Origin of the sequence: Nonomuraea sp. NPDC050547 (assembly GCF_044457345.1) — a bacterium.
In the GTDB taxonomy this organism is placed as follows: Bacteria; Actinomycetota; Actinomycetes; order Streptosporangiales; family Streptosporangiaceae; genus Nonomuraea.
The window spans coordinates 560,994-579,221 of record NZ_JBITGW010000003.1 but is presented as its reverse complement, the minus strand read 5'-3'; the positions used below and the strand labels follow the sequence as shown (position 1 = coordinate 579,221).

16 protein-coding genes are annotated in these 18,228 nt (G+C 71.5%); 6 read left to right on the top strand and 10 right to left on the bottom strand.

Going from position 1 to position 18,228, the window contains the following annotated elements; genetic code table 11:
* Positions 1–8 precede the first annotated feature (8 nt).
* Entirely contained in the window at positions 9–3,335 is a 3,327-nt protein-coding gene (locus ACIBHY_RS10260; protein ID WP_397306498.1) for a GH116 family glycosyl-hydrolase, read from the top strand.
* Between the two features lie 218 nt (positions 3,336–3,553).
* Positions 3,554–4,627, top strand: coding sequence for a GNAT family N-acetyltransferase (locus tag ACIBHY_RS10255; protein ID WP_397249354.1), 1,074 nt, complete (start codon positions 3,554–3,556; stop codon positions 4,625–4,627).
* Between the two features lie 149 nt (positions 4,628–4,776).
* Here the strand turns inward: ACIBHY_RS10255 and ACIBHY_RS10250 are convergent, their stop codons facing one another.
* The 3 genes from ACIBHY_RS10250 to ACIBHY_RS10240 form a co-directional block, all read right to left on the bottom strand.
* Positions 4,777–7,359: an ABC transporter permease gene (locus ACIBHY_RS10250; RefSeq protein ID WP_397306497.1), complete on the bottom strand. Its 2,583-nt coding sequence runs from the start codon at positions 7,357–7,359 to the stop codon at positions 4,777–4,779.
* Positions 7,356–8,090, bottom strand: a complete 735-nt coding sequence (locus tag ACIBHY_RS10245) for an ABC transporter ATP-binding protein (RefSeq protein ID WP_397306496.1) — start codon at positions 8,088–8,090, stop codon at positions 7,356–7,358. The genes ACIBHY_RS10250 and ACIBHY_RS10245 overlap by 4 nt, the downstream gene beginning before the upstream one ends.
* A gap of 81 nt (positions 8,091–8,171) precedes the next feature.
* Positions 8,172–8,684, bottom strand: coding sequence for an alpha/beta hydrolase (locus ACIBHY_RS10240; RefSeq protein WP_397306495.1), 513 nt, complete (start codon positions 8,682–8,684; stop codon positions 8,172–8,174).
* A 136-nt stretch (positions 8,685–8,820) separates the two neighbouring features.
* Between ACIBHY_RS10240 and ACIBHY_RS10235 the strand changes: the two genes are divergently transcribed.
* Positions 8,821–9,954 carry a histidine kinase gene (locus tag ACIBHY_RS10235; RefSeq protein ID WP_397306494.1) on the top strand — a complete coding sequence of 378 codons (1,134 nt, stop codon included), beginning with the start codon at positions 8,821–8,823 and terminating at the stop codon, positions 9,952–9,954.
* 16 nt (positions 9,955–9,970) lie between these two features.
* Positions 9,971–10,657, top strand: coding sequence for a response regulator (locus tag ACIBHY_RS10230; RefSeq protein ID WP_397306493.1), 687 nt, complete (start codon positions 9,971–9,973; stop codon positions 10,655–10,657).
* Positions 10,658–10,773: 116 nt separating this feature from the next.
* Here the strand turns inward: ACIBHY_RS10230 and ACIBHY_RS10225 are convergent, their stop codons facing one another.
* The 5 genes from ACIBHY_RS10225 to ACIBHY_RS10205 form a co-directional block, all read right to left on the bottom strand.
* Positions 10,774–11,136, bottom strand: a complete 363-nt coding sequence (locus ACIBHY_RS10225; RefSeq protein WP_397249368.1) for a hypothetical protein — start codon at positions 11,134–11,136, stop codon at positions 10,774–10,776.
* 5 nt (positions 11,137–11,141) lie between these two features.
* Positions 11,142–11,684 (bottom strand): helix-turn-helix domain-containing protein, encoded by a 543-nt coding sequence (locus tag ACIBHY_RS10220; RefSeq protein WP_397249370.1) that lies wholly within the window; start codon positions 11,682–11,684, stop codon positions 11,142–11,144.
* Between the two features lie 73 nt (positions 11,685–11,757).
* Positions 11,758–12,309, bottom strand: coding sequence for a GNAT family N-acetyltransferase (locus tag ACIBHY_RS10215; RefSeq protein WP_397306492.1), 552 nt, complete (start codon positions 12,307–12,309; stop codon positions 11,758–11,760).
* A gap of 74 nt (positions 12,310–12,383) precedes the next feature.
* Positions 12,384–13,787, bottom strand: a complete 1,404-nt coding sequence (locus ACIBHY_RS10210; protein ID WP_397306491.1) for a prolyl oligopeptidase family serine peptidase — start codon at positions 13,785–13,787, stop codon at positions 12,384–12,386.
* Between the two features lie 112 nt (positions 13,788–13,899).
* The gene (locus tag ACIBHY_RS10205) at positions 13,900–14,472 is read right to left on the bottom strand and encodes an ArsR/SmtB family transcription factor (protein ID WP_397249376.1); all 573 of its coding nucleotides are present in this window, start codon (positions 14,470–14,472) and stop codon (positions 13,900–13,902) included.
* Positions 14,473–14,576: 104 nt separating this feature from the next.
* Between ACIBHY_RS10205 and ACIBHY_RS10200 the strand changes: the two genes are divergently transcribed.
* Positions 14,577–15,608, top strand: coding sequence for a hypothetical protein (locus ACIBHY_RS10200; protein ID WP_397306490.1), 1,032 nt, complete (start codon positions 14,577–14,579; stop codon positions 15,606–15,608).
* On the opposite strand, the gene ACIBHY_RS10195 is transcribed toward ACIBHY_RS10200, so the two are convergent.
* Positions 15,593–16,231 (bottom strand): response regulator, encoded by a 639-nt coding sequence (locus tag ACIBHY_RS10195; RefSeq protein WP_397249380.1) that lies wholly within the window; start codon positions 16,229–16,231, stop codon positions 15,593–15,595. The two genes, ACIBHY_RS10200 and ACIBHY_RS10195, sit on opposite strands and share 16 nt — an antisense overlap.
* Positions 16,228–17,502, bottom strand: a complete 1,275-nt coding sequence (locus ACIBHY_RS10190; RefSeq protein WP_397249382.1) for a sensor histidine kinase — start codon at positions 17,500–17,502, stop codon at positions 16,228–16,230. The genes ACIBHY_RS10195 and ACIBHY_RS10190 overlap by 4 nt, the downstream gene beginning before the upstream one ends.
* 186 nt (positions 17,503–17,688) lie before the next feature.
* Between ACIBHY_RS10190 and ACIBHY_RS10185 the strand changes: the two genes are divergently transcribed.
* Positions 17,689–18,228, top strand: coding sequence for a hypothetical protein (locus ACIBHY_RS10185; protein WP_397306489.1), 540 nt, complete (start codon positions 17,689–17,691; stop codon positions 18,226–18,228).

Here is an 18,228-nt window from a genome sequence, read left to right as displayed (position 1 = left end):
TCCTGACCATGCGGTTACTCGCCGCCGCGGCACTCGCCCTGTCCGCCTTCGCCGTCGCCCTGCCCGCCCAGGCCGCCGGCGCCTTCACCGAGAACTTCGAGGGCGGCTCGCTGCCCTCGGGCTGGCGGATCGTGTCGGGCTCGTTCGGCCGGCTCATCACCGACCGGGCGACCTTCCACAACGACGCCAGGCCGTACAACAAGGAGGGCAGGTTCTTCCTGTCCACGTTGGAGACTCCGGCGCAGACGCCGAGCGACGGCTACCGCGGCGTGGTCGTCTCCGCGCCCTTCACCGTCGTCCAGCCCGTCGTCACCATGCTGGTCGGCGGCGGCGGCGCGGACACCTATGTCGCGGTCTGCGCCTACGACGAGACCAAGCCCGACGGCTGCGGGCAGGAACTCGCCGTGACCAGGGGCAACAGCGCCGAGGTCATGGCGCGGCGGCAGCTCGACGTGTCCGCGCACGTCGGCCGGCGCGTGATCGTCAAGGCCGTGGACGACTCCACCGGCGGCTGGGGCCACATCACGCTCGACGACATCCGCAACGACCTGCCCGCCACACCGGGCGAGGTGCGCGTGGCCCGCACCGCCGGTGAGACGGCGCTGAGCTGGGGCGCGGCGATCGGTGGCGGCACGTACGCGGTCTACCGCTCCACCGAGCGCGACTCGGGCTTCACCAGGCTGGGAGAGGCCGCGGAGCCGGGCTTCACCGACCGGACGGCGCGGCCGGGTACGGCCTACTTCTACGCCGTGTCCTCGCTCTCCTCGGGCGTCGAGTCCAGCAGGGTGTACGCGTATGCCCGGCCGTACAGCGACCTGCGGGCACGGGGGGAGACGGTCACCTACGCAGGACAGAGGCTCACCGACACGCGCTTCCCCGTCGGCCCGCTGGGCTCGGCCGGCATCGTGCATGACGGTACGGGCGCCAGACCCACCTGGTGGATCTTCAACAACCTCGGCCGCGGCGGCTGGCACCTCGATGCCGATTCCTATGCCAAGGGCAAACTGCCCAACAGCTTCTTCGCGGTACGCGCCAAGGCCGCGGGCGGCGAGCCGGTGGTGCGGGCGCTGCAGACGACCGGAGTCGGCGCGTTCGAGCCGGTGAAGTCGCTCACCCAGCAGGGCGAGTACCCGATCCTGAAATATCGGTACAAGGACGAATCGTTGCCGGTCAAGGTCTCCTCCGAGATCCTCAACCCGATGATCCCGGGCAACGTCAAGGACTCGGCCATCCCCACCGCGATCTACAACATCACCGTCCAGAACCCCGGCGACCGGCCCGCCGAGGTGTCGGTGCTGGCAGCGCAGCAGAACGCGGTCGGCTTCAACGGCTACGACACGATCGGCGGCGCGAACAACCGGGTCGTCGCGGGCTACGGCGCCAACCGCACCGTGGTCGACGGCGGAAGCCTGCGGATGACCGGCGCCGACGGCGCGGGCGGCATGAACCTCGCCGCGCTGGCCGGCGGCGTCACCGGCACCGCCGCCTGGAGCACGCTGGAGGCCCTGCGCGGCGACCTGGCCGACGACGGCGCGCTCAGCGGCCCCGCCGACGCGAGCGGCCCGGCGGCGAACACCACCGTCGACGGCGCCCTGGCCACCGCGGTGACGCTGAAGCCGGGCGAGTCGAAGACCATCCCCGTCGTGCTGAGCTGGCACTTCCCGAACGCGCAGAACTTCAACGGAGGCTCGGGCCGGCAGTACGAGAACTGGTGGAACAGCGCCGACGCGGTCGCCGACTACGTGAAGGGCGACCTTGAGCGGCTGGTCGGGCAGACGAAGCTCTACCACGACACCGTCTACGACTCCAACCTGCCGCAGTACGTGCTGGACCGGATCACCTCGGCGACCTCGGTGCTGCACTCCCCGACGGTGTGGTGGGCCAAGAACGGCTTCTTCGGCGCCCGGGAGGGCTGGGGCTGCTGCCCCGGCATGCCCACCCACGTCTTCCACTACGCCCAGAGCCAGGCTTGGCTGTGGCCGGAGGTCGGCCGGCGCTGGACCCAGCAGTGGCTGGACAACGCCGACGACTCGGGCAAGATCCCCATGCGCTTCGACAGCGACTCCAGCTTCACCCTCGACGGCCAGACCGGCGTGATCCTGTCGGCGTACCGGACCTACCAGACCACCGACCAGGCCTGGCTGGCCGCGAACTGGCCGAAGATCAAGCAGGCGATGGAGTACGTGGTGCGGCAGGCCGACCCCGACCGGGACGGTGTGCTGACCGGCATCCACAACACCACGCTCGACGGCGGCGAGACCGGCAACGGCTCATGGCTCGGCTCGCTGTACCTGGCCTCCGTCAACGCCTCGGCGAAGATGGCCGAGCTCGCCGGTGACGGCACGGCCAAGGCCGGCTACGACGCGATCTACGCTTCCGGCCGGGTCAAGCAGGAGCGGCAACTGTTCAACGGCGAGTACTTCCAGGAGGCCTACTCGGCGCAGGGCCACTCCTACGGCGACGGCGTGGCGATCGACATGCTGCTCGGCCAGTGGTGGTCCACTCAGCTCGGCCTCGGCGACATCTACGACTCCGCCAAGATGACGACCGCGGCCAGGAATCTGTTCCGCCACAACTTCAAGGAGCACTTCACCGGCTACAACGACAGCCACCAGTTCCGGCAGTACGTCGAGGAGACCGACGCCGGCCTGCAGATGATCAGCTGGCCGAACAGTCCCAAGCCGGGCAACAGCCCGCTCTACTACGACGAGGTCATGTCCGGCTTCGAGTACTCCGCGGCTGGTCTCATGCTCCAGCGCGGCCTGCTCGACGAGGGCCTGCGCGTGGTCAAGGCGGCCTCCGACCGCTATGACGGCCGGGCCAGGACCGAGCACATCGACAAGAGTCCCTGCTCCACCGGCGACGGCACCGGCAGCCCGTTCGGTGACGACGAGTGCGGCAAGTGGTACGGCCGGACGCTGTCGTCCTGGTCGCTGCTGACCGCGCTGCAGGGTTTCACCTTCGACGGCCCCGCCCAGAAGATGAGCTTCGCCCCGAACTGGAAGCCGCAGGACCACCGCTCCTTCTTCAGCACCGGCACCGCTTGGGGCACCTTCACCCAGAAGCGGGCGGGCCGTACCCAGGATGACCGGATCACCGTCAAGCACGGCGCCGTCACCCTGAAGACGGTCAGCGTCGCCCTGTCCCGGGCGGGAAACCCCAAGCACGTCAAGGTCCATCTGGACGGCAGGAAGCTCGGGGTGACGTCCTTCGCCGTTGACGGCGCGACCCTGACGGTCACCCTGCCGCGGGCGGTCACGTTGCGGGCCGATCCGCGCCGCGCCGCCACCGCCGAGCTCGCCGGCTCGGCCCTGCGGGTGCACGTCGTCCGCTGACAGCTCGTGCGGCCCGGACGCCTCCGCCATCTGCCCGTCGCGGAGCGTCCGGACCGCGCGCTTGTCCCAGAAGCAGACGTACGCCTCCGTCACCGCAGGCGCGCCAGGTTTAATCGGTTTCCTTCCCGTGATTTCGGTCGGTACGGTCGAACGCGGCTCCCCGCATGACGCGAACCCCCGCCGCGACAATCCCGAAGCAGTACCAGGAAAGGAACCCCGTGAGCGGGACGGAACACCATCACAGCCCCGAACGTCGCGCCCTGCGCGACCGGGTGACCGCTCCATCGGCCGTCGCCCTGCCCACGGCCGGCGACGGGCTCACCTGGAGACCCGTCACCGCCGCCGACATCGGCCTGATCCTCGACCTGAAGCGTGCCTCGGGAAAGATCGATCATCCGCGCTCGCTGATGATGAGGGACGAGCTGGAGGAGGAGTTCAAGAGCGCGGTCTTCGACCCCGGGCGCGACGCGGTCATCGCCGTCGACGACGCCGGGCGGGCCGTCGCCTACGGCTCGGCCACGGCCCCGGCGAGCCAGGAGACGATCGTCTGGGTCGACCTCGACGGAACGGTCACCCCGGCCCGCCGCGGCGAGGGCATCGGCAGGGCGCTGCTGGCATGGCAGGAGGCCCGCGGGCTTCAGCATCTCGCGGCCTGTGACGCCACCCTGCCCGGGTGGCTCGCCTCGAGTGCGCACGACCACTCCACGGCTGCGATCCGGCTCCTGGAAGCGCACGGCTACGAGCGCGCCCGGTGGTGGCTGGAGCTGGAGCGCGACCTCAAGGCGCCGGTCGCCGAGCCGCCGTCCACTCCCGGAGTACGGCTGGTGCCGTACGGACAGGAGTGGCAGGAGCGGGCCAGGTCCGCGATGAACGACGCCTTCCGCGACCACTGGGGCAGCCAGCCGGTCACCGCCGCCGAATGGGCCTCCGGTGACCGCCTGGAAGCGTTCCGCCCGGACCTGTCCGTGCTCGCCGTCGCCCCCGGCACGCCCGGCTGCCACGACGGCGAACGCGTCGTCGGCCTCGTCTTCGTCGACGTGGCGCCGGAGGAGTGGCCGCTGCGCGGCGGCCCGTTCGGCTCCATCACGGCCGTCGGCGTGCGCCGGGAGGCACGAGGTCGGGGGCTGTCCCGCACCCTGCTGGCCCACGTGCTGCGGGCGCTGCGGGCCGAGGGGCTGGACCGGGCCGTGCTCGACGTCGACGCGGACAACCCCACCGGCGCCCTGGGCCTGTACCAGAGTCTCGGCTTCACCGTCACCGACCGTGCGGTCAGTCTCGTCAAGCGCTTCTGACCTTCCCAGCCCCGCGGCGCACCCGGCCGGCCATGAAGAGGAGACAGCACGGCATGTTCCACGTCGTGGACCCCGGCAGCTCACGCGGCGGCGTGTTCGAACGCCAACGAGCCGCAGGGCGCGATGGCCTCGTGCCCCGGCGTCGTACGTCACTCGGGCCCCGCGAACGCCTCCACGGCCGGGGGCCGTAGTGCGAGCCGGGCCGGCAGCATCACGGCGGGCCACGCGATCACCGCGGCCGCGATCACGATGCCGAGGTACGTCAGGGGCGGGATCGAGGGGAACACCGAGTGGCGCATCGCGTAGCTCATCCCGATCAGGGACGGCAGCGCGGCGATCGTGCCGACGGTGACCGCGCAGAGCACGATGAGGGCGGCCTCCTGGCGCATCATCGACCGGACCTGGCTGGTCCGGGTGCCGACCAGGCGCAGCAGGGCGAACTCGCGTCGCCGTGAGATCGTCGCCATGACCAGCGTATTGACGACCGCGATGGCGAGATAGCCGAGCAGAATGGCGTTGAGCACGAGGCTGATCCCGCTGCCGCCCGCCTCGCCGGCCGGTGCGGCGGTGATCGCCGCGGCGTCGCGCACGCTCATCGTCGGGTACGCCTCCAGCGCCGCGCGCAGATCCGCCTCCCGGTCGGAGTTGACCAGCAGCCACCGGTCGAGGTGGTCGGTGGTGTGCGCGAGGACCAGGTCGCGGGGCAGCGTGACGTCGCCGAAGCCGAGCCCGTTCTCGTAGATCGCGATCACCGTGGCCTTCACCGTGGCGCCGTCGCCGAGGTGCACGTCGACGCGGCCGCCCACGTCGACGCCGGCCGTACCGGCGACGAGGCGGCTGAGTGCGACCGCAGACCCGGTGAGACCGCGCAGGTCGCCGCGGAGCACGTCCAGGTTCATGGTGTCCGGTACGGCCGCGGGGTCGACGCCCTGCGCCGTGGAGACCCGGTACTGGATGCCGTCGCCATCAGGCCAGGTGAGGATCGTCGAGGTCCGGGCGACCGGGCTGACCGTACGGACGCCGGGAACGCTCCGAAGCTCCTGGGCCAGGCCGGGTGAGATCCCCGCGCTGCCGGAGGTGACCACGTGGTCGGCGATCACACCGCGGGCGACCTGGTCGTGCGCGGTCGCGGCGAGCGTCGTGCCGCTGAACAGCTGGGCGCACGCCATCGTCACACCCATGATCAGCGGCGTGGTGGCGGCGCTGAGCCGGCGGGCCCGCGCCCGGGAGTTGGCGACGGCGAGGAACCGGGTGACGCCGCCCGCGCGACGGCCGAGCAACGTCGCGACGCCGCCGAACACCCTCGGTCCGAGCAGGCCGGCAGCGATCACGAGGACCAGGGCGGAGCCGGCGGCGCCCTGGACGGCCGACTCGCCGGGCAGCGCGATCGGCAGCACGATCGCGACGGCCAGGCCCGCGGGCACGAGCAGCACGCCGAGCGAGAGCCGGAACCGGCCGAGCTTCTTCGGTTCCACGGCCGCGTCGCCGAGCGCCTCGACGGCACTGACGTTCGCGGCGCGCCGGGCCGCGAGCCGGCCGCCGATCCGGGCGGCGGGGACACAGATCAGCAGGGCGAACAGCACGGGCAGCGGCGTGATCACCAGCGAGAATCCGGGTGGCAGTGCGCCGGCCGCCGTGAACACGGTGTGCAGCAGCAGGGCGAGCAAGATGCCGGGGACCGCGCCGAGCGCGGCACCGATGACGCCCACGAGCACGGCCTCAGCGCCGAGCATGCGCAGCACCTGCCGGGGGGTGGCGCCGACGGCCCGCAGCAGGGCCAGCTCGCGGCGGCGCTGCTGCACCGACAGGGCCAGGGTGCCGGCGACCACGATGATCACGAGCAGGATCATGGTGGCGCCGAACGCGATGGCCACCTCGACGAGGAACGACCGCATCTGCCCGACGTCGAGCGTCTCGACGTCGCCGCGGTCGTCGCGGGTGTGGGTGACCACGCCGGGCACGGCCTTCTTGATCCGGTCGGCGAGGTCGTCCGCGTCGGTCCCCTTCGCGGCCAGCACGCCGACCGCGTCGATCTTGCCGGACGGTCCGTGGAGCCGCGTCGCCTGGCCGTCGGTGAAGAAGACCGCGGACTGCCGCTGGAGCGGGGTCGCGGGCTCGGCGACGCCGCTGACCCGGTACGACCCCGGCTTCGACCCGGTCACCAGGGTGAGCGTGTCTCCCGGGGCGACTCCGGCCCGCCGGGCGAGGTCGCCGTCGAGCACGACGTCGTCGTCCGCTCGCGGCCGGGTGCCCGAGCGCAGCGTGAACGGCGCCAGCGCCGAGGCGGACCAGCCGTGCCCGTACACGGACGGGCCGCCGAGGACGGAGCCCTTCTTCAGCACGGTGATGCGGACGCTGACGTCCCCGACCGCGGAGGCGACGCCCGGGACCGCGGCGACCTTCGCGACCGTGTCGGCGGGCAGCCTGACCCGCTCGGAGAGCCGCGGGTCCGCATCGCCCTCGACGGGCATGGCCTGGTAGCCGCCCACGACCACGGCCGCCCGGTGGTACCGCTCGGCCGGGACTCCCGATCTGATGCCGGTCTCCAGCAACACGCCGCAGGCGGTGATCACGGCGGAGCCGACCGCGATGGCGATCAGCACCGCCGCGAAGCCGCCCTTGCGGCCGCGAATCGTGCTCCAGGCCAGCGAGAGGTTCTGGCGCGAGAGCGTGCGGATCTTCTTCCTGGCCGCCGGCGGATCCGCCGCCTCGCCCCTGCTCTCGCGGCTCACCACTCCCCCAGCCTGGTCATCCGGTCGGCCACCTTCTCCGGTGTCGGCCCGGCGAGCTCGCCGGCCAGCCGGCCGTCGGCCAGGAAGGTCACCGAGTCCGCGTGCGAGGCGGCGACCGGGTCGTGGGTCACCATCACCACGGTCTGGCCGGTCCGATCGACGACCTCTCGCAGCAGTCGCAGGACCTGCCCGCCGGTACGTGTGTCGAGCGCGCCCGTCGGCTCGTCGGCGAAGACGACGTCGGGTCCGGTGACGAGGGCGCGAGCGATGGCCACGCGCTGCCGCTGACCGCCGGACAACTGCCCGGGGTAACGGTCGCCCATGTCGGCGAGCCCGACGTTCACCAGCTCGGCGCGCACCCGGTCGTCGGGGACCGGACCGCCGCCCAGCCGGAACGGCAGGCCCACGTTGCCGGCGACGGTGAGCGAGTCGAGCAGGTTGTACGCCTGGAAGACGAACCCGACCCGTTCCCTGCGGAACTCGGTGAGCTGCTCCTCGTGCAGGCCGGCCAGGCGGGTGCCGCCGAGGGTCACGCCGCCCTTCGTGGGCCGGTCGAGACCCGCCGAGCAGTGCAGGAATGTGCTCTTGCCCGAGCCGGAGGGACCCATGATCGCGACGAACGACCCGTGCGGCACGCCCATCGTCACGTCGTTCAAGGCTGTGACCGCATGACGACCGGAACCGTGGACCTTCGTCACCGATTCCAATGTGAGCGCGTATCTCTTCGTCACCGCACACCCTTTCCCGTCGCCGGACACGAAGCTGACCTGGGCTGCCGGCCGCGATGGGGGTGTCGCGACCTCGGGGGAAGGTCAGGCATGGCACGTCGGATCGGTGGCGGGGAGGGTTCCGGTGGCCAGGTAGGCGTTGACCTTGGCGTCCACGCGGGCGTCGCCGTACTCGCCGTGGATCCCGTGGCCGGTGGCGCCGCGCAGGGTGAGCGGGCGGGAGCCGGTCAGCGCCCGGTGCATGGCCTGGCTTCCCTGGTAGGTGGTGGCGGTGTCGCCGGTGGCCGGCACGATCAGCGCGGGGGTGGGGCCGGCGACGTGGGTGAGGCGCTTGCCGGGCTGGTTCGGCCAGAAGGCGCAGGGCCAGATGTTGTTCTTGAGGGGGCCGAAGAGGGGATGGCGCGCGCGGCTGCGCTGGACGCCGTTCCAGTAGGCGGCGGGGTCGCGCGGCGCGGCGCGGTCGCCGCAGGTGATCGCGGCGGCCGGACCGGCGAGCGGGAAGCCGGCGCTTGCCGGGGGCGGGGCGGTGGCGGACAGGACGATCGGGGCAAGGACGGGGACCAGGCGTCCGAAGGTAGGCTCACATCTCAGTTTCATGGTCGAGAACGCTATTTCGGCCGGTCAACCGGCACGATACAGGCGCCCGTACGCGCGTTGGTACAGCCTGCTGTAGTGCCCGGCGGGGTCCGGGCGAGAATAGTGATCTCCAAACCGGCGTCGTGAGGAGGTGCGCATGCGTCACCGGGCATTTGCCGGTTCGGTCTACCTGCTCGGCACGCTGGCCACCGCCGTACTCACGCTGCTCGCGTCGCCGGTGCTGCTCGCGCCGCCGGCGGCGCGGCGCTGGGCGGGCTGGCACCGCCGGCGGGCCGGCAGGCTGCTCGGCGTCCCGGACGGCGGGCGGTGGCCTGGCGGGCGGCGGTGTCTCGCGTGGGCGTTCACACACGTCGCGGTCGGGCTCCCGCTCGGGATGGCCACCCTGATCTGCCTGGGCAACATCCTGGTCGCCGTCGTGGTGATGTCCTTGTGGTGGGTCTTTCCCGTCGACGAACGTCCCAGCCTGTTCGCCTTTCTCGACGTCCATGTGGGCGATTGGATGACCGCGCTGGCCGGGAGCTCCGTTCAGATCGCCGTCCTCAGTGGGGCGGCCTTGTGGGTGCTCCCGGCGCTGGCGCGCCTGCACGCGCGCTTGTCCCTCGCGGTACTCGCGCCGTCGGCCCGCGAGCGGCTCACCGAGCGGGTCGACGTCCTGACCAGGAGCCGGGTCGGCGTGGTCGACGCCCACGGCACGGAGCTTCAGCGAATCGAACGCGATCTGCACGACGGGACGCAGGCGCGCCTGGTGACCATCGCCATGCAGGTGGGCCTGGCCCGGGAGTCGCTCGCCGACGATCCGGAAGCGGTGGCGAGGCTGCTTGAGCAGGCGCACGAGACGACGGAGGAAGCGATGGCCGAACTCCGCGCCGTGCTGCAGACGATCTACCCGCCGATCCTCGCCGACCGCGGGCTCGACGGGGCGCTGACGGCGCTGGCCGCCCGGTCTAACGTGCCGGTTCACTTCGAGCTCGCCGATCTGGGCGCGCTCTCGGCGAGCGTGGAGGCGGTGGCCTACTACGTGATCGCCGAGGCGCTGACGAACGTGACCAAGCACGCCGCCGCCACACGGGCGGCTCTGCGGGTCGAGCGTACCGCCGACGTGCTGTCCATCGAGGTCACCGACGACGGCGGCGGCGGCGCCGACGAGAGGCGCGGCAGCGGGATCGCCGGGATACGCCGGCGGGTCGCCGCCCTGGACGGCTCCGTCCGCCTCGACAGCCCGCCGGGCGGGCCCACCACGCTCGCCGTTCAGGTGCCATGCGCCCAGTGATCGTTCAGGAGGTCTCGTGCGGGTCGTGATCGCCGAGGACAACGTCCTGCTGGCCAGCGGTCTGGAACTCCTGCTGGCGGCCAAGGGCTGCCAGGTCGTGGCGGTCGTCGGCGGCGGCGAGGCGTTCCTCGACGCCGTCGCCGAACACCGCCCCGACATCGCCATCGTCGACGTACGGCTGCCGCCGTCGTTCCGCGACGAGGGAATCCACGCCGCGCTGCGGGCCCGCCGGGAGCACGGCGCGCTGCCGATCCTGGTGCTGTCGCAGTACGTCGAGCGCGAGTACGCCGGCGAGCTCCTGTCCGACGGCCGGGGCGGCATCGGCTACCTCCTGAAGGACCGGATCGGCCGGGTGGCCGAGTTCGTCGACGCCCTGCGCCGCGTCGCGGCCGGCGGCACCGCCATGGATCCGGAGGTGATCTCCCAGCTCCTCGCCCGCCGCGCCGGCGGCCCCCTGGACAACCTCACCTCCCGGGAACGGGAGTCGCTCGCCCTCATGGCGCAGGGCCACGACAACGCCACGATGGCCGAGCGGATGCGCATCAGCGACAACGCCGTCCACAAGCACATCGGCAACATCTTCGCCAAGCTCGGCCTGGCGCCGGACGACTCCGGCCACCGCCGCGTGCGAGCCGTACTCGCCTACCTGGAGGGCACCGCGGGGCCGGCCGAGCCGGACCCCGGCCGCGGGAACCCGCGCTGATCCGGGGTCAGGCCTGCCCTCCGGCCTGGTTGATCGGTGGCCGGCATCCGTTCCAGGAGGAGCGAAAGACGGTCATCTGGATGTGGTTTCGGTCAGGTCACGCACCTCCACGTCCGTCACGCGGCCACGCGCCGGATGGCCTCGACGAGCCGGTCGGCGTCCGGCACCGACACGACGACCTCGTCGAACTCGCCGCCGGAGCTCGCGCGATCCAGGATCAGGTGGGCTGCGGGCTGGTCACGGCCGGCCGCCACCAGCTGGCGGGGGCCGCCGAACAGACCCCAAACGCCGATCTTGGTGTGACCCGATACCGCGAGGCCCTTTCTCGCGCCGCGGGCTATGCGCAGCGGCTGGTGGGTGACCACCGCCTGCCGTACCGCATGAACGGGAATGACGTGCCGGGGGCGGCCGACGAACACCCGCTCCCACAGGCCGAACTCGATGGTGATCAAACCGTCAGTGATCATGACCGTGGCCATGCGTGTCATCCTTTCGTCAAGGGGAGAAGGATCGTCGCCAGCATCCGGGGTGTCCGATCCCCTCCCGGCTCGTTCGCCAGCAGGGGTCGCACCAGTTCGGCGAAGCCCTGCGCGAAGCGCACGAACTCCTCCTCATCCAGATGCAGCACCAGCTGCTGATAGCCGACGCCGTCGGCCACCAGGTCGACGTGCTCTTGGGACAGGTAGCGCGAGAACTCCGACAGCAGGGTGGAGACGAACGCGGTGAAGTAACGCGCGTGCTCCTGCGGTGACGCGGCGGCCAACGCCTCGGGGGTCGGGGTCAGTCCTTCCTTGGGCAGCGCGTAGACGCGTTCCGTCGCACCGCCGACCTTCCGCTCCTCCACCACATCCACCAGCCCGGCCTTGGCCAGGGTGGAGATCTGCCGGTAGAGCGTGGCCTGCGGCACGTCGGGCAGCAGGTCCGCCAGGTCGGAGGCCGTACGGCGGGCGCCGGCGATGGCGGCCAGAATCCGGATGCGCACCGGGTGAAGCGCCAGCTCGGCCCACCGTTCAGTCGAAGCATTCACAGGAAGACATTATCAGTATCGATAATGAGAATGCAAGGCAGCACGGAGAGGGCCGCCGTGTCGGATGCCGGGATCAGATTCGGAACATGGACAGGTCGACAGTGCAGAGAGTCTGCTCGGCGCCGAACTCCTCGAACGTGCTGGTGGGGCGGAAGCCAAGGCGGGCGGCGAGGTTGAGCGATCGGGTGTTCGCCGTCTGGGTCACGAGCAAGACCGGCTGGTCGGGGAGTTCGCCGGCCGCGGCGCGCAACGCGGCCGTCGCGGCCTCGAACGCGAACCCCGTGCCCCAGGCGCTACGCCGCAGCACATAGCCCAGTTCCAGCTCCCCGCCATCCCCGGTGACATGCCCGGGGCCACCGGCCGACCGGCGGGCGAGCATCAGAGTTCCGAGGAAGCGGTTCGTCGTTTTGTCCGCGATGACGTAATTACCGTGACTGGATGTCGCGTCAGCCGCGAGGGCCGCATCGAAGCGCTGCTCGGCCTCACTCCGAGGCCGCGCGCCGCCGAGGTATTCCTGAACCTCGGGATCGGTCGAGAGCTCGATGAATCCTTCACGGTCCGCCTCCTGCAATGCTCCGCGCAGCAGGAGCCGCTCCGAGAGGACTATCGCGGCAGACAGGCTCATGGGCCCATGATCATAGAACACGGGCCCCCCGAGTGGCGGCCGGCAGGACGACGAGCCGCCACAGCGGCGACGGTTTACGGAACGACGAGCCCCCAGTACAGCGCCCACGGCAGGTACGCCGCGGCGGCCGCGAGCAGCAGGCCGAGCCGGATCCGGCCGCCACCGGACAGCGAACGCCGCGAGCGCCACGCGGCGGCCCCGGTGGCGATCCCGGCGGCGACCACGGTCACGGAGAGGAGCTGGAGCAACAGCCAGGGCACGGACCGGCCGAGGACGACGGGCCCGATCACGGTCGCGCCGGTGAGGATCAGGACACCCAGGTAGGCGAGGAAGCCGATCAGTGCCACCGGCAGCGCGACGACGAACACGCGGGCGGGCCGGGCGGCCACGGGTGCGCCGCGGCGTCCGCGTCCACGGCGCACCAGCGCCCCGATGGGGTAGCCCAGGCAGGCCGTCACGAAGAGCGCGAACGCCACCAGCTGCCACTGGGGAGCCTCGTACCACGCGAGCGGCCCGTCGACCGGGCGGCTCGCCTGCGCCTGGGGCGGCGGGCTGCCGACCCGGATCGGCGGCGGCCCGCCGGCCAGGCTCTTGATCCAGGCGGCCTCCAGCGTGGCGTACGTCGGGGGCAGCAGGTCGGGCCGGTCGAAGCCGTCGTCCCGGGTGCCGTTGAGGTTGTGCCGGGCTCCGGCGATGAAGCGGATGGTGTAGTGCTCGTTGCCGCCCCTGGCCAGCGCCCCGGCAATGATCTTCGCGCTCTCCGCGGGCACCGCTTCCCTGTCCAGGGTTCCCCACACCGCCAGGACCGGCTGGCGAACGTGCTCCCAGCCTCGTACGGGATCGTGGGCGGCCTCGCCGAACAGCCCGCCGGCGACGGCGTAACGGATCAGACGTCGTTGCAACGCCGGGACGAGTGACCCGCGGATCCCGGCATGCCTGAGCCGCTCGCCGTACGCCCACGCCTGTTGTCTCGCGGGCGTGGTGCCGACCGCGCCCGCGACGATCAGGAAGGCGACGTCCGCCGAGCGCGCCGCCGCCAGGGGCGCCACCCAGCCGCCCTCCGACAGCCCCCAGACGCCGACCCTGTCCGGGTCGACCTCGGGGCGGGCGCGCAGGGCCCGCACCGCGGCGAGCGCGTCGGTGGCGAGCATCGCGTAGTCCCGCCGCACGGTGGAGTAGCCGTCGGTGCGCTTGTCGTAGATCAGGGTCACGACGCCTCGTCTGGCGTACGCCTCGGCCTCGTCCCGGTACTCCTCCCGGGTGACCGGTCCGGCGCCGTGCACCATGACGATGGCCGGGCTGCGCCTCTTCGCCGCCTGTGGGCCGATGATCGTCCCGTGCAGGGTCACGCCGCCGGCGCCCATGAAGGTGACGTCGCCGCTGCGCACGGCCTGGGTCTCGGCCCGGACGGAGCCGGCCGGCAGAACAGCGACCGGGAGCAGCAGTAAAAGGGCGGGCAACTTGCGTCGGAGCAGCATGAGCTGCTCTCCTTTCTCTGAGGTTTTCGCGCACGGTGAGACACGCCCTTCGCGGGCGTGGTGACGCGGATTCCGTTCCTGGGCCGCCGAGCTGGCACTCGGCGGCCCGGTTTCACTCGTCGTCGGCGGGTGCGGGGAAGGCCAGCAGCCGCGCGAGCACGACACGCGCGCCGGGTGGAGTCTCCTCCTCCGGCCGTTTGAAGCGGTAGAGCAGTTTCACGTACTCCTCGAGGAATTCAGTGAGCTCATCGGCCGTGAGCTTGATCGTCGAGCGGGACCAGGCCAGGGCGTCGGCCCACTCCCCCATCTGTGCGCGCTGGAGCTGGAAGCGGGTGAACTGCTCCAGTTCGTCGGCGAAGTCGAGGCGATTCATCTCCTCGACCGCCTCCCGCATCTCCGGGCTCTGCCTGCTGTAGGGCGGAATCCGGCGATCCGCCGGCACGTGACGCCACCATCGCTCCCGTCCCCGCGACAGCTCGGGGACCTCTTCGATGAAGCCGTGCTTGGCCATCTGCCGGAGGTGATAGCTGGTCAGCCCGCTGCTTTCCCCCAGGGCGCGGGCGAGCGTCGTGGAGTTGGCCGGGCCCTGCCGCAGCTGCCGCTCGATCCGCTGCCTCATGGGGTGAGCCAGCAGCTTCAGCGCCTCGACATCGGCGATCTCTTGGGGACCCGGCGGATCTGGCATGAGACCAGACTATGAGATACAAAGACTCTTTGCAAAGATGACTTGCAAAGGAGCGTGCGCCAGTGGTCGTGCGCGACGGACGTCGAGGAAAGGAAACCCTCACGATGAACGCGTTACGTCAGAGCTGGCGGCCGATCTTGCTGCTGATGGCGCTCTCACCGCTGCTGGCGGAGGTCTTCAGCGGCTCCATGCCGGCCACCGACTTCTTCCGGCCGGGCGTGCTCCTCCCCTTCACGATCTTCGTGTACGGCCTGCCGATCCTGATACTCCGCGAGGTGGCGACACGCGGAAGCTTGGGCCTCCTGGGCCTGTGGTGCCTGGGAATGATCTACGGCCTCTACAACGAGGGCCTCATCTCGGAGACGCTCTTCCACCCGCTCGACCCGGCGAACGAAGCGTACGGAAACTTGGGACTCGTGGCCGGGCTGCGGATCCCCTGGATGCTGTACATCCTGCCCTGGCATGGCCTGTTCTCGCTGGTCACCCCGGTCCTTCTGGTTCACCTGCTGGTCCCCCGGCAGGCGGACCGGCCGTGGCTGCCGAAGCGGGCGACCTGGGTTATGGCGATCGTCACCGGCGGGCTGGCGATCGCCCGTTTCGTGTTCTGGGGTGAGAACCGCGGCGTTCAGGACGGCGGGACTTTCCTGCTGCACGTGGCGGTCGTGCTCGGCGCCGCGCTGGTGGCGTATCTGCTCGCGGTGCGGCTGCCCCGGCGGCCCTGGCTCCCCCGGGCCGTGTCGGGCGTGGATCGTCCCGGTGTGCCCTGGCAGCCGTTCGTGGCGGGCGCCGGGCTCTACGTCCTCTGGTTCGTGGGAACCGAGACGCTGGTCGCGGTCGTCAAGGCGCCGTGGCCGGTCGTGGTGCTCTACACCTCGGTGGCGGTGGTGGCGGGCCTTGGGGCGGTGGCCCGTGTCCAGGCCCCCTCGCGGGCCGCCGCGGCGGTGTTCGTTCTCGGTGCGGGAACGGCACAGGCGGCCATCATCGTCCTGTTGGTCGGGCAGGTGCAGGGCGACGTCTTCAGGAGCGTGTCCGGGGCGATCTTCGTCGCCGCCTACGTCACCGCGGTGGCGCTCATCGCCCGGCGGCGCGGATCCGGCAGCACGATCGAGCAGCGTGGCGGTCAGCCGCGCAGGTAGCTGAGAACCGCCAGGACTCTTCGGTGGCCGACCTGGTCGTCGATCAGGTCCAGCTTGGTGAAGATGCTGCCGATGTGCTTGGAGACGGTCACGCCGGAGATGACCAGTTCCCTGCCGATGGCGGCGTTGGACCGGCCCTCGGCCATCAGCGCCAGCACGTCGAGCTCACGGGCGCTGAGCCGCAGCAAGGGGTCGTCCCGGTGCGTGAGCAGGCGCCGCACCACCTCCGGGTCGATCACCGTCGCGCCCCCGCCGACCTCGCACATGGTCGCCACGAACTGGGCTCCGTCGACCACCCGGTCTTTGAGCAGGTAGCCGGTGCCGGCGCCGCCGCTGCGCAGCAGCTCGGTGAGCGAGGCGGCGTCGACGTACTGGCTGAGGACCAGCACGGGCAACGAGGGGCGGCCGCGGCGCAGCTCGATCGCGGCCCGCAGGCCGTCGTCGGTGTGGTCGGGCGGCATGCGCACGTCGGTGACGACGATGTCGGGCCGGGCTTCGGCGGCCGCGGTGCGCAGGTCGCCGGCCGTGGCCACCGCGGCCACCACCCGGTGGCCGAAGTGCGTGAGGAGGTTGACCAGGCTCTCCCTGAGCAGGCCGGAGTCCTCCGCGAGCACGACTCTCATGCCGTTGTCTCCTGTGGCAGGCAGGGGATCTCGGCGCGCAGCACGGTCGGCCCGCCTTCGGGGCTGTCGAACCTCACCTGGCCACCCACCGCGGCCACCCGGTCGGCCATGCCCTGAACGCCTCCGTCCTCCCGTGGGGTCAGGCCGCCCCGCCCGCTGTCGCCCACTTCGAGTATCAGGACGTCGCGGATGATCCGCCCGCTGACCCAGCAGTCACCGGCTCGGGCGTGCTTGGCGACGTTCGCCAGAGCCTCGCTCACCACGAAGTAGGCGGTGCTCTCCACGCCGGGCGCGAGCCTGCCCGCCACCTCGACCTTCACCCGGATCGCCATGGGGTGGGCGCCGGCCAGCTCGGCGACGGCTTCGGGCAGGCCGCGCTCGGTCAGCACCCGCGGATGGATGCCGCGGACGAGCTCGCGCAGTTCTTCGAGCGTCGTGAGGGTCTCCCGATGGGCTCGGGACAACAGGCCGCGCAGCTCCGGCTCTTCCACGCCCATCCGCGCCAGGTCCAGCATCACGCCGAGCGCGACCAGCCGCTGCTGGGTGCCGTCGTGCAGGTCGCGCTCGATACGCCGTCGTTCGGCGTCGAACGCGTCCAGCAACCGGCCGCTGGAGCCGACCGTCTCCATGCCGGGGACCTCGGACGGTGGCGGCGCGAGCAGTACCCGGACCAACACGACGCGGATGCTCGCGACCGCGACGGCCAGATAGGCCGCGGCGACCAGCCCGAGCGCGGCGAATCCAGCCGTCAGGAGCGAGTCCCCCAGCGTGGCCAGATGGGTGCCGAGGACGTCCACCGGCCCGGACACCAGGTAGACGACGGGAGCGGCGAGGCAGACCAGGCAGGCGAGAGGGACGGCCGCGACCACGTAGTCGAGCGGCCACAGCCCGGTGATCAGCGCCATGGTGTAGGCGAGTTCGCGCCAGGACGCGTTCTCGCGGAGCCTGGTGCGCATCCAGGCCGCGGCCCCCGTGCCGCGCAGCGTCCGGTGAGGGCTGGGGTGCGCCGGCAGGCCCAGCAGCCGCAGCCGCCGGCGTTCGACGGCGCCGACCGGGATCCCGGCCAGCCCCGCCGCCGTGAGCGGGACCAATCCCAGGAGCACGGGCGCCAGCGTCGCGCCCACCAGGACGAGTGCCAGCATCACCGCCATCGCGCAGCCGCCGAGGAGCGCCCCGGTCGCCGCGTAGGCCCAGGCGCGCCAGGGGGCGGAGGAGGTCAGGAGTCTCTGCGGACGAGATCTCAGCGCCTCTCGCGGGTGCGTGCTCTCCACACCGCCGCAGCTTAGGACGTCTGGGTGCCCGTGCCATGACAGCCACCTATACCAAGGAGTGTGGTGCCCGCCGTGATTCGCCCGGCCGCCGGTCACCTGTGTGCTGGAGGCATCGTCGTCGACCGCGCAGGAGGGCATGACGTGAGGGCAGTCCATATCGCACCCAGGCGATCCATCACCTGGCCGATGAAACCCACCGCACGCAAGGTGTGGCTGGTGCTGCACGTGAGCACCTCGGTGGGCTGGCTGGGCGGCAGTTACGCCATGCTCGTCATGGGAGCCGTGGCGCTGACCAGCGAGGGAAGTCCGCTGCGGCCCGCGGCCTACGAGCTGATGCACGTCAGCGACACGGCGATCATGATTCCGGGCAGTCTGGCCGCGCTGGTCACCGGTCTGGTGCTGGCGCTGTACACGAAGTGGCGCGTCCTGCGTCACTGGTGGGTGATCACCAAGCTGGTGCTCACCGTCTTCGCCATGGTCTTCGGCTACGTGTACACCGCGCAGGGGGTGAAGGACGCGCTCGCGGCCACCCTGGCCGATCCGCGGGCCGACCTCGGCTCCCTGGGGCCGGGCCTGGTCAACGGGTCGGTCGTGATGCTGGCCGTCCTCGTCCTCGCCACGGTGCTCTCCATCGTCAAGCCATGGGGACGCACCACCAGAGGCAGGGCCCGGCGAGGAGGAGGATGGCGCGATCGGCGGTCGTCGCCGCTGCCGTATCGCGGGTGA